This is a genomic window from Haladaptatus sp. DJG-WS-42, from assembly GCF_037198285.1.
Classification (GTDB): Archaea; Halobacteriota; Halobacteria; order Halobacteriales; family Halococcaceae; genus QDMS2.
In genome coordinates, this window is the sequence record NZ_CP147243.1 from 2,502,912 (window position 1) to 2,513,783 (window position 10,872).

Genomic DNA, 10,872 nt, shown 5'->3' on the forward strand with positions numbered 1-10,872 from the left:
CTGAAAGGTTTTACTGGACAGTATTACTTAGCAGTAATACTAGCCAATCGACATCCGCAACCGCGTCGCGTACTCGACAATTTCCGTCCCGAGTTTCTCGATGCGCGCTTCGAGCGCGTCATTGACGAAGCCGTCGTCGTCGAACTGGCTCCGAACGCTTGGAATACCGACTTGGTGGGGCATCACCCAGCCATGGACACCCCGAACCGTGATTCTGAGGTGGTCGAGAGTGCTCCCATAGGAACTGCCACCGGCGACTGCGAGGAGGCCAACTGCGGTGTCGGAAAACTCGTCAAATCCACAGTAGTCGTGGAAGTTCTTGAACGTAGAGGAGTAGGAGCTGTGGTACACTGGCGAGCCGATGAGGACGCCATCCGCCTCGCGGACGATTTTGAGAAGCCTATCAAGCTCCTCGCTCTCGTCGTGTCCGGGGTGATAGAGCGGGAGTGATGCAGCACCAAGGTCGATGAGGTCGGTCTCTGCCCCGGCCTCTGCAGCGGCGCCGAGTGCGTGTCTCAGTGCACGTTTCGTGTAGCTCTGTCGACGTCTACTGCCCGAGATTGCGACAATTGTGGGGGTCGTCATTGGTCACCGTTGGCCACTCGCAGTGAAAAACTCCCTTACTCCGCACACCAGTTCTGTTCATCACAGCACAATATTTTATTTTATTTAAATTCGTAGTAAAATTTATAATTATTACACTCGGTTGTTAAGTCGCACCATGGGTGACAAACTCCCGATTGGACGGCGTACATTTTTAAAAGCAACCGGTTCTGCGGCACTTCTCGCTTCGATGGGGCAGGTGACTGCACAGGGACCAAACAACGGGCGGCGTCGCGGGTCAAAGGAAAACGAAGTTCTCGTCGGCGTTTCAATAGGCGCACCCGACCACCGTGCGGAGGTCGAAAAACACGTTCCCGAACACGCAGAGGCAGTCCACGACTGTTCGTGTCTTCGCTACGTTGCGGTCAAGTTTAACGACAACGCGAGCGACCAAGCAAAGGAGAAGTTCAAGAAACGCATTCGCAAGAAAGCGTACATCAAATACGCAGAAGACAACGCAACGGTCTCGACGGCGTACACGCCAAACGACACGCGCTATGGCGACCAGTACGCAGACCAGATGGTCAACGCACCAACGGCGTGGGACACGACGCTCGGCAGTTCTGACATCACCGTCGCCGTGGTAGACCAAGGGGTCAAATACGACCACCCAGACTTAGACGGCAACATGGACGGGGGCGTTTCGAACTACGGCTACGACTTCGTTGACGACGACGCAGACCCGTACCCAGACGTGCTCGCAGACGAGTACCACGGCACGCACGTCGCCGGAATCGCGGCCGGTGAAGTGGACAACGGCGAAGGCATTTCCGGCATCGGGAACTCCTCAATTCTCTCTGCCCGCGCTCTGAGCGAGGAAGGGACGGGTTCGACCTCCGACATCGCAGACGCCATCGTCTGGGCCGCGGACAACGGTGCAGACGTCATCAACCTCTCGCTCGGTGGCGGCGGCTACACGCAGACGATGAAAAACGCCGTCTCGTACGCCTACAACACCCACGGTGTCTTCATCGCCGCAGCCGCTGGGAACGACGGTGCAGGCTCGGTGTCGTATCCAGCCGCGTACTCTGAATGTCTCGCTGTCTCCGCGCTCGACCCGGACGGCTCGCTCGCCTCGTACTCGAACTACGGAAGCAACCTCGAACTCGCCGCACCCGGCACGAACGTCCTTTCGACGTGGACTGACGACGGCTACAACAAAATCTCTGGCACCTCGATGGCGACGCCGGTCGTCGCCGGGGTTGCCGGATTGACGCTCGCACAATGGAGCCTCTCAGCGTCTGAACTCCGGACGCACCTGAAGAACACGGCGGTAGACGTAGGTCTTTCATCGAGCCAGCAAGGCAGCGGCCGCGTAGACGCCGGAAACGCCGTCACGACCGACCCTGACGACGGAGGCGCAGGCGGTGGCGGCGGCAGCGGCGAAACCGACACGACGACGGTGAACGACTCGCTATCGAGCAGTGCTGACGCAGACTGCTGGTCGTACGCGTGGAGCTATTCGGCCCCAAGCGAGGTCGAGATTACGCTTTCGGGTCCGAGCAGCGCTGACTTCGACCTGTACGTGAGCGACGGCACGGGTGCCTGCCCGACGACGTACTCGTTCGATTACTACTCCTACAGCGCGAACAGCGAGGAAGCGGTCATCATCACGAACCCGGACGTTTCGACCGACCTCCACATCCTCGTCGATTCCTACAGCGGCAGCGGGAGCTACGAGCTGACCATCACCGAGACACAGTAAGTCTTGGCTGAGACTCCTTTTTGAGTCGCGTTGACGGCCATTGCTGTAGACGTAAGCGTTACCCGTGAGCGTCTGATAAGCCCGCCAATGAGCGACGCCGCGTTCGACGCAGACCAGTGGGCCTCGGAACTCGAAGCCCACCGCGAAGAGAAAGACCAGTTTTTCAGAGACCACAAACAGTCGCCGGTCGCCCCCGAAAACCGAGACCAGTTCGACGGCCTCCAGTACTTCCCACCCGACCCTGCCTACCGTATCAACGCGACGGCAACCGTCCACGACGACCCCGATACCGTCTCACTCGAAACGACGGCGGGACCGGAAGTCGAGTACGAACGCTCACTCACGCTCAGCTTCGAGGTGCGCGACGACGAGTTCACGCTCGCAGCCTACCGCCAAGGTGACGGCCCGTACTTCGTCCCCTTCCGCGACAAGACAACCGGCCAGCAGTCGTTCCAGTACGGTCGCTACATGGAGTTTGAGACCGACCACGCGGTCGAAGACGGTGACGTGCTCACGCTCGATTTCAACCTCGCGTTCAATCCGTTCTGTGCGTACTCAGACGCCTTTACGTGCCCATTGCCACCGCGCGAAAACTGGCTCGATGTGGTCATCACTGCGGGCGAGAAGTGGGAGTAAGCCCTCGATTCCGGCTCCGACACTTCCCGACGCACTGATAAATTCCCGGCGAAGAACGCGAAACTGTTTATACGGCCTTATTGGGTATTATGCACCAATGGTCAGTATCGAACTTCGTGATATTCGGGCAGCGCGAAAACGGTTCGACAACGAGGCCGTTGTTCGCCACACGCCGCTCGAAACGAGTCGCTCGCTGAGCCGAATGTCCGGCGCGGACGTTCACCTCAAAATGGAACATCTCCAGCGGACGGGGTCGTTCAAAACGCGCGGGGCGTACAACAAGCTAAAACAAGTCGCCGCCGCAGGCGGAGTCAACCGAGTTGTCGCCGCAAGCGCCGGAAATCACGCACAGGGTGTTGCCCTCGCGGCGACGACGGTCGGCATCGAATCGACCATCGTGATGCCAAAAAGCGCCCCACAGACGAAAATCGACGCAACCCGCGACTACGGCGGCGACGTCGAACTCCACGGGAGCAACTTCCCCGAGGCGATGGCGTACGCGAAGACGCTCACTGAGGCCGACGACACTATCTTCGTCCATGCCTACGACGACCCGGACATCGTCGCCGGGCAGGGAACCATTGGTTTAGAGATTCACGCAGACCTCCCGGAGGTCGATACGGTCATCGTCCCAATCGGTGGCGGCGGGCTGATTGGCGGCATCTCGACGGCGCTCAAGGCGCTCGACCCCTCGATTCACGTCGTTGGCGTCCAAGCCGAGGCGGCGGCAACGGTACCAGAAAGTCTCGATAAGGGGGGCCCTCACTCGATTGACCACCCGGACACGATTGCAGACGGGATTGCGACCGGCGGCATCTCCGAGTTGACCTACGACCTCATCGAACGCCACGTAGACGAAGTCATCACCGTCTCAGACGACCAGATTTCGAGCGGGATTCTCATTCTCTTAGAGCGCGCAAAGCAGTTGGTCGAAGGAGCCGGGGCCGTGTCGGTCGCCGCCCTCCTCAGCGACGACCTCGACGTCGAGGGTGAAACTGTCGTCCCCCTGCTCTGTGGCGGGAACATCGACATGTCCATGCTCCAGACGGTGTTGACCCACGCGCTCACCGAACGCGCACAACTGCTTCGCCTGCGCGTGAAAATCGACGACCAGCCGGGCAAGATGACCCAGATTTCCGGCATCATCGCAGACGAGGGAGCGAACATCCGCGACGTGCGACACGACCGTGCCGTAGACGACCTGCGCGTTGGCGAGGCCTACCTCGTCTTCCAAGTCGTCACGAGCGGGACCGAACACGCAGAGTCAATCGGGCGAGCTATCGAGAGCGCAGGCTACGAAGTCGAGCGGATGAACTAACCCGCGCAGTTGGTTTTCTTTCTCGCAGAACAGTCGTCAAAAACCGACAGACGGCCCTGCAGTAGACCTCCCGCTGTCTGTGCCGGATAATAAACGGACGCACATATGTGGCAGAATGGTATTGGTCTACAGCCCAAAATCTTGTCAAACGTGACCGAGGTGCCTGATAGCATACATGTTGCTCAACACTGACACTATCGGCACGCAACCGAGGTCGAGAAACCATGAGAGATGAATTAGAATTTTCGAGACGAGAATGGATGAAAGCAACTGGTGCGCTGGGTGCAACCGCGGTGTCCGGCCTCGCTGGCTGTCTTGGCGGTGGTGGCGGCGGTGGCGAGGGTGCCCCGCTGTCGATGATTGAAGCCGAACCCCACCCCGGGTTGTACGAGCCATCCGAGGAAGAGAAAAACAACCAAGAAACGCTCGCACACCTGACCTGGACGGGCTACGATGCAGAGAACGTCCAAGGGCCGTTTCGCCAAAAGTTCAACGCCGAGACGAAAATCGACCTGTTCACGTCGAATCCGAAGGCGTTCAACCGCCTGAAATCGGGTGAGTGGCAGCAGTTCCACCAAGCCACGTTCGACATGGCGTGGATTCCGCGGCTCGCAGAGGCCGACCTTATCCGGCCGATGGACTACGAGTCGTGGAAGCCCTACACCTTCGACCAGTACATCGACCTGTTCAAGCGCGAAAACGGGTACAAGTACGCCTTCCTCAATGAGGACGATTACACGTTCGACACGGAGGGCAAACTCTACGGTCTCCCACAGCGGTTCGGGTGGGCCTCGTTCGCGGTGAACACCGACACGGTCGCAGAGAACGATTACAAGAGCTACGACGCCGCGTGGTCGGGCGACTACAACGTCGGTGTCTACGACCTGATGTTCTGGGGCATCCAGATTATCATGCTCCGGGAGGGCATCGACCCGTTCAAAGAACACACCGAAGAGGAAGTAGAACAGGTCAGACAGGCCACGTTCGACCTGTTCGACAACGCGACCACGTTGCTCCCTGATTTCGCGTCGATGAACCAGGCACTCAAAGCCGGCGAAATCGACATCGGATTCATCAGCGGTAACTGGATTAACGGCACGCTTCGGCGCGACGGGAACTACGAGTTCGAAGCCGTCGTGCCAGACGAAGGGAGCGTCATCTGGGTCGAAACGACTGCCTTCGTCAAAGGCGAGCAGCCGGACATCTCTGACAACTACATGGCCTACATGATGAACGGCGAGAACGCCCTCAAACTCTCGTGGCCGAGTTCGGGCGGGACGAACGTTGTGCCCCACAAAACGGCGTGGGAGAACTACAACGACGAACAGCGCAAGGTGCTGCGCGTAGACGATGTACCAGACATCATCGACCGGAGTGTCTTCTACGAAGGTATCCCGGACTTAGACAAGTTCGAACCAATCTGGCGCGAAGCGAAGACCCGCATCTAGTCCCCCTCCCCCATTTCGACATACACCACACACATGTTACAAGCGACAAATCTACGCAAGGAATACGGCTCGCTCGTCGCCGTCGAGGACGTCGATTTCGAAATCGAATCCGGAGAGTTCGCCACCATCGTCGGCCCCTCTGGCTGTGGGAAGACAACGCTCCTCCGGATGATCGCCGGGCATCTCACGCCAACCTCCGGGACGCTCGAATTCGACGGGCAAGACATCACGACGCTCGAACCACAGGAACGGCCGACGAGTCTCGTGTTCCAGTCCTGGGCGCTGTTCCCGCACATGACCGTCCGAGAAAACATCGAGTTCCCCATCAAAGCCCGCGGCGGCGAGGTAAACGGCAAGGTAGAGGAGCTGCTCTCACTCGTCCGCCTCGAACCCGACGTGTATGCAGAAAAGCAGGCAACAGAACTCTCTGGCGGGCAAAAACAGCGCGTTGCACTCGCGCGTTCGCTCGCCTACGACCCGGACATCCTCCTGCTCGACGAACCGCTCGCCTCGCTCGACTACGTGCTTCAAAAGCGGCTCCAGCGTGAGTTGGCAGACCTGAACGTCGAACTCGACATGACGTTCATCTACGTCACTCACTCGCTCGAATCTGCGCTCGTCATGAGCGACAAACTGTTCGTCATCGACGACGGCAACATCATCCAGACGGGCCCGCCAGAGGAGATCTACCGCAACCCGAACAACAAGTTCATCGCGGAGTTCATGGGTGACGCGAACGTGTTCGAGGTGGACACCACGGTGCGCGAGGACACGGTACTCGTCGCCGGAGCAGAGTTCGACGGTTCGACCGAAGTCCCACGACGGGGGTCGAGCGACGACCGCCTCACTCACCTCGTCGTTCGCCACGACGACTGCGCCGTCGAACCGACGTTGACCCACGACATGGGCACCGAGGTGAAAGTCACCAACGTCCTCATCAAGGGGAACACCGCGCTCATCGAGGTCAAGTCGACAGACGCAGGCGCTGAGTACGTCGCAGAGATGAGCTTCGACCGCGTCCAGCAACTCGGTATCGAGATGGGCGACACTGCTATCCTCCAGTGGGAGGCAGCGAAAGCAATCCCGGTTCCGGAGTGACCATGTCTACGATAGAAAAACTCCAGCACCAGCTTGGCACTGCGGGCGACGAGAGCATCCTGCGGACGCTTGCCCGCCCGCCGACGGTGTTCATGATTCCGCTCACGGTGCTGTTGGTGTTCATGTTCATCGGCCCGATTCTCTCCATCGTGCTGTACTCGATGATGCCGAGCAACGCACTGTCGCTCAATCCAGCGACGTGGACGGTCGCCAACTACGCAGAGATTATCGGCGGCGTCATCGACGGGACGGGCGTCTACGGCGAAGTGATGTCGAACACCGTGCTCATCAGCGTCGCAACGACGCTCGCCACGCTTGTGTTCTCGTATCCGGCCGCCTACGCGCTGGCCCGCAAAATCAAGCGGTTCAAGCTGCTGTTCTTGCTCGCACTCATCGTGCCGCTGTTCACGAGCGTCAACATCCGCGTGTTCGGGTGGGTGTTGTTCCTCGTCAAACGCGGCGTTCTCCAGAGCCTCCTCGGGCAGTTCGGCATTGCGACGCCGTCGTTGCTCTACCAAGAGTGGACCATCATCCTCGGGACGACGTACGTCTACATGCCGTTCATGCTGTTCCCGATTTACCTCTCCATCGGCGCGATCTCCGATGAGACGTTCGAGGCCGCCCGTGACCTCGGGGCGAGCCGGTACATGCTGTTTCGGGACATCGTGCTCCCGATGAGCAAACCCGGCATCATCATCGGCTGTCTGTTCGTGTTCGTCCTGAGTCTGGGTGCCGAAGTCGAGGCGCTCTTGCTCGGTGGTGGGTCGATTTACACTGCCGCGAACAACATCAGCTACTCGTTTGGCTACTCACAGAACTGGCCGCTCGGGTCGGCACAGGCGGTTGGCCTGCTCATCATCACGGTCATCGCGGGCATCGTCATCCTGCGGACAATCGACCTGCGCGAAATCGCGTCACGGGGGAGCTAACATGAGTACCGAACAATCCACCTCACTCGCATCGCGCATCGGGGGCGGCCTCTGGTACGGCTACGTTGGACTCGTGGCACTGTTTTTCATGTTGCCACTGTTCAGCCTCGTCATCGCGTCGTTCTACGACGGCCAGATTTTCTCGTTCCCCTACGAGTTTACGACCGACTGGTACGCGAAGGCGCTCGCCTCTTCGAGCGTGCAGTCTGCGGTGCTGACGACCGCGAAAATCACCATCCCGGTGACGATTCTCTCGACCATCATCGGGACGGCTGGCGCGCTTGCCTACACCCGCCACGAGTTCGCGGGCCAAGAGCTGTTCAAAATCTTCGCGCTGTTGCCCATCTTCTTCCCGCTCATCTTGCTCGGACTCGGGATGTCGATGTGGGCGAACCTGACCGGGCTTGGCTACGGCGTGCTTCCGGCGATTATCGGCGAACTCGTCTGGATTTCACCCATCGTGATGTTCGTCGTCTCCATCACCGCGCTCAGCGTCGACCCGAACTTAGAGGAAGCCGCGAAAGACCTCGGTGCGGACACGGTGACGCTGTACAAGGACGTTATCTTGCCGCTCGTCTCCGATGGCATCGTGTCGGGGGCGATCTTCGCGTTCGTCCTTTCGTGGAACAACTACTACATCGTCTCCTACCTCAAGGGGTCTGACATCACCGTCACGACGTGGATTCACGGGCGGATGACCCAAGGGTTTACGCCCATCGTCCCAGCGCTCGCGTCGATGATTTTCTACCTCTCACTCACGCTGCTCGTCATCGCCGTCATCATCGAGTTGCGCGGCGACAAAATCAAGGCAGCGCTCAGCCGCGACTAGGCTCGCTCACGACGTTTTTTCTCACAACCGAAACAGTCTGACTGGCGGTCCATCTCTCACCCAGTAAGGACAATCCGCAGGTATATGTGGTGTGCCAGCTAAGCGCATTCAATCCCCGGACTCCTATGCTCGAATACACCTTTAGCATCAAACATCGAGGATGCTGGACGGAAGCTGTCAACGTCACGTTTCCCGACATCGAAGCGACGATAATCTATTCCTATCGCCTGGGAAGCACGAGCGTGACGATGATTGAGGCGACCAACGTCGCAGACCCGGATGCGTTCGTCGCGTGGCTTTCTGACCACGAAGTGATGACGACAGCCCACCTCATCAACTACGACGAAGCCCAACAGACGGCGTTCGTGAGTCTCGCTGGCGACTACGACACCGAGACGGAGCCGGTGCTCAACGTCCTCCTGCGAAACGAATGTTTCCCGACTGTCCCTTCGACGGTCGAAAACGGGTGGGAACACTGGAGCGTCGTGGCTTCCTCACACGAACTCGTGAGCAAAGCCCACAAAGACTTGAGCGAGCTTGGAACCGTCGAGGTCGAATCGCTCAAATCCCCTGAACTCGACCGGATGCTCACTGGATTGACGGAAGTAAAACAAGCCGTCCAGAACCTCTCACCTCGCCAGCGAGAGGTGTTGGGTCGGGCCATCGACGAGGGCTACTACGACTCGCCGCGAGCGTGTAAGCTGGCCGAACTCGCGGAACTCGATTCTGCGAACACTTCGACGGTTGGCGAGCATTTGCGTCGGTCTGAAGCGAAAATCCTCAAAGCCGTAAAACCGCTGCTCACCAAAGAAGCGAACGCCTAGAACTCGTCTAAATACTCGTCGCGCTCCCACGACGTGACGTGGTTCTGGTAGCGGTCAAACTCGTCGCGCTTGATTTTGATGAACTCGGTGACGAGATCGTCGCCAAGCGCGTCACGGAGCACTTCGTCTTGCTCTAAGTGCTGTAACGCGCCCCACAGCGTCCGCGGGAGCGTCTCGTAGTCTTCGTTGTACGCATTTTTCGTCGTTGGCTCGCCCGGGTCAGTTTCGTTTTTGATGCCGTCGAGTCCGGCCGCGAGCGTGGCGGCCATAGCGAGATACGGGTTAATCGACGTGTCAGGGACGCGGTGTTCGATGCGACTTGCGCTGCCGAGTTCCGGCGGGATGCGGAGCACCGTCGAACGGTTGTCCGGCCCCCACGCAATCGACGAGGGTGCCCAGATGCCGGGGATGAGTCGCTTATACGAGTTGACCGTCGGCGCACAGATTGCGGTGAGCGCTTTCATGTGGTCGAGCAGGCCGCCGATGAAGTAGCGCGCGTCGTCCGAGATTCCGGCTCCCTCTGCGGGGTGTTGGCCTGCTGGGAAGTCGAGGTTGTTCTCGGCTGCGGCGAACTGGTTTTCCTCAACGGTACTATCCCACAGGCTGAGGTGGAAGTGCATCCCGTTTGCGTCCTCGCCCGAGTAGGGGCGGGGCATCATGGTCGCTTTCAGGCCGTGGCGTCGCGAGACGGCTTTCAGCATATGCCGGAAGAACATGACGCCATCTGCCGCCGTGAGTGGGTCGTCGTACTTGATGTTGACCTCGTACTGGCCGGGCTGTGACTCTTGGTGTGCGCCGGTGACTTCGTAGCCCGCGGCGGCCATCGCCTCGCGCCAGTCTTCGAACTGCGAGCGCGCTTGGTCTACGGCGTCCATGTCGTACGAACAGCGCGTATTGAACGGTTCGAGGCCGTCTTCGGTCTCGACCATGAGCGAAAATTCCGTCTCGATTCCGGCGAGCGGCGTGTAGCCCTCCGCTTCGAGTTCCGCGATGACGTTCTTGAGCACGCCGCGCGAACAGAGGTCGAGTTGCGAGCCATCGACGCGCGTGAGGTCTGAGAACACCATTGCGGTGTTCTCTTCCCACGAAACCGGCTTCAGCGAATCCGTGTCAGGGATGGCCATCATATCCCCAGATTCTGGCCCGTACTTTGGGTCGTCGAGCAGGCCGGGCTCGAGCGTGAGTTCTGCGACACCGTTTGCAAACCCGACACCCTCGTCTGTGGCGTGTTCATACTCCGCTTTCGGCAGCGAAATACCGCGGGCGACACCGTTTAAATCCGTCCACACCAGTCTGACCCAGTCAATGTCGGCTGTATCAAGTTGCAAACTCATCTAAGCGTCTGTGTAGTCAACGCATGGCACAGTCCATAGCCTTTGACCCGCAGACTTGCGATATATTATAACTGCACCCGCTCCTGCAATCGGTTTTTCCGAGAACTACCCGTTTCGACCCCATATAAAGAGTCCCAACATGGTGGAG

10 protein-coding genes are annotated in these 10,872 nt (G+C 59.1%); 8 read left to right on the forward strand and 2 right to left on the reverse strand.

What is annotated here, in order from left to right:
* Positions 1–39 precede the first annotated feature (39 nt).
* The gene (locus V5N47_RS13585; protein WP_338728246.1) at positions 40–585 is read right to left on the reverse strand and encodes an NADPH-dependent FMN reductase; all 546 of its coding nucleotides are present in this window, start codon (positions 583–585) and stop codon (positions 40–42) included.
* A 136-nt stretch (positions 586–721) separates the two neighbouring features.
* Here V5N47_RS13585 and V5N47_RS13590 point away from each other — a divergent pair, with 136 nt between their 5' ends.
* From V5N47_RS13590 to V5N47_RS13625, 8 genes are all read left to right on the forward strand, one after another.
* Positions 722–2,308 carry a S8 family serine peptidase gene (locus tag V5N47_RS13590; protein WP_338728247.1) on the forward strand — a complete coding sequence of 529 codons (1,587 nt, stop codon included), beginning with the start codon at positions 722–724 and terminating at the stop codon, positions 2,306–2,308.
* Between the two features lie 87 nt (positions 2,309–2,395).
* Positions 2,396–2,944 (forward strand): DUF1684 domain-containing protein, encoded by a 549-nt coding sequence (locus tag V5N47_RS13595; protein ID WP_338728248.1) that lies wholly within the window; start codon positions 2,396–2,398, stop codon positions 2,942–2,944.
* 97 nt (positions 2,945–3,041) lie between these two features.
* Positions 3,042–4,262 carry a threonine ammonia-lyase gene (gene ilvA, locus V5N47_RS13600; RefSeq protein WP_338728250.1) on the forward strand — a complete coding sequence of 407 codons (1,221 nt, stop codon included), beginning with the start codon at positions 3,042–3,044 and terminating at the stop codon, positions 4,260–4,262.
* A 224-nt stretch (positions 4,263–4,486) separates the two neighbouring features.
* A complete protein-coding gene (locus tag V5N47_RS13605) occupies positions 4,487–5,710 on the forward strand; it encodes a PotD/PotF family extracellular solute-binding protein (protein ID WP_338728252.1) in 1,224 nt (407 codons plus the stop codon).
* Positions 5,711–5,743: 33 nt separating this feature from the next.
* Positions 5,744–6,808 (forward strand): ABC transporter ATP-binding protein, encoded by a 1,065-nt coding sequence (locus tag V5N47_RS13610; RefSeq protein ID WP_338728254.1) that lies wholly within the window; start codon positions 5,744–5,746, stop codon positions 6,806–6,808.
* A gap of 2 nt (positions 6,809–6,810) precedes the next feature.
* Complete coding sequence (locus V5N47_RS13615; RefSeq protein WP_338728255.1) at positions 6,811–7,737, forward strand: ABC transporter permease; 927 nt, start codon at positions 6,811–6,813, stop codon at positions 7,735–7,737.
* Between the two features lies 1 nt (position 7,738).
* Positions 7,739–8,566, forward strand: coding sequence for an ABC transporter permease (locus V5N47_RS13620; RefSeq protein ID WP_338728256.1), 828 nt, complete (start codon positions 7,739–7,741; stop codon positions 8,564–8,566).
* Positions 8,567–8,691: 125 nt separating this feature from the next.
* Positions 8,692–9,390 carry a helix-turn-helix domain-containing protein gene (locus V5N47_RS13625; RefSeq protein WP_338728258.1) on the forward strand — a complete coding sequence of 233 codons (699 nt, stop codon included), beginning with the start codon at positions 8,692–8,694 and terminating at the stop codon, positions 9,388–9,390.
* On the opposite strand, the gene V5N47_RS13630 is transcribed toward V5N47_RS13625, so the two are convergent.
* Complete coding sequence (locus tag V5N47_RS13630) at positions 9,387–10,724, reverse strand: glutamine synthetase family protein (RefSeq protein ID WP_338728260.1); 1,338 nt, start codon at positions 10,722–10,724, stop codon at positions 9,387–9,389. The two genes, V5N47_RS13625 and V5N47_RS13630, sit on opposite strands and share 4 nt — an antisense overlap.
* Positions 10,725–10,872: the final 148 nt, after the last annotated feature.

Excerpts from the sequence above, each read along its gene's own strand:
- V5N47_RS13585 (WP_338728246.1), bottom strand. The coding sequence starts at position 585 with ATGACGACCCCCACAATTGTCGCAATCTCGGGCAGTAGACGTCGACAG.
- V5N47_RS13590 (WP_338728247.1), top strand. The coding sequence starts at position 722 with ATGGGTGACAAACTCCCGATTGGACGGCGTACATTTTTAAAAGCAACC.
- V5N47_RS13595 (WP_338728248.1), top strand. The coding sequence starts at position 2,396 with ATGAGCGACGCCGCGTTCGACGCAGACCAGTGGGCCTCGGAACTCGAA.
- ilvA (WP_338728250.1), top strand. The coding sequence starts at position 3,042 with ATGGTCAGTATCGAACTTCGTGATATTCGGGCAGCGCGAAAACGGTTC.
- V5N47_RS13605 (WP_338728252.1), top strand. The coding sequence starts at position 4,487 with ATGAGAGATGAATTAGAATTTTCGAGACGAGAATGGATGAAAGCAACT.
- V5N47_RS13610 (WP_338728254.1), top strand. The coding sequence starts at position 5,744 with ATGTTACAAGCGACAAATCTACGCAAGGAATACGGCTCGCTCGTCGCC.
- V5N47_RS13615 (WP_338728255.1), top strand. The coding sequence starts at position 6,811 with ATGTCTACGATAGAAAAACTCCAGCACCAGCTTGGCACTGCGGGCGAC.
- V5N47_RS13620 (WP_338728256.1), top strand. The coding sequence starts at position 7,739 with ATGAGTACCGAACAATCCACCTCACTCGCATCGCGCATCGGGGGCGGC.
- V5N47_RS13625 (WP_338728258.1), top strand. The coding sequence starts at position 8,692 with ATGCTCGAATACACCTTTAGCATCAAACATCGAGGATGCTGGACGGAA.
- V5N47_RS13630 (WP_338728260.1), bottom strand. The coding sequence starts at position 10,724 with ATGAGTTTGCAACTTGATACAGCCGACATTGACTGGGTCAGACTGGTG.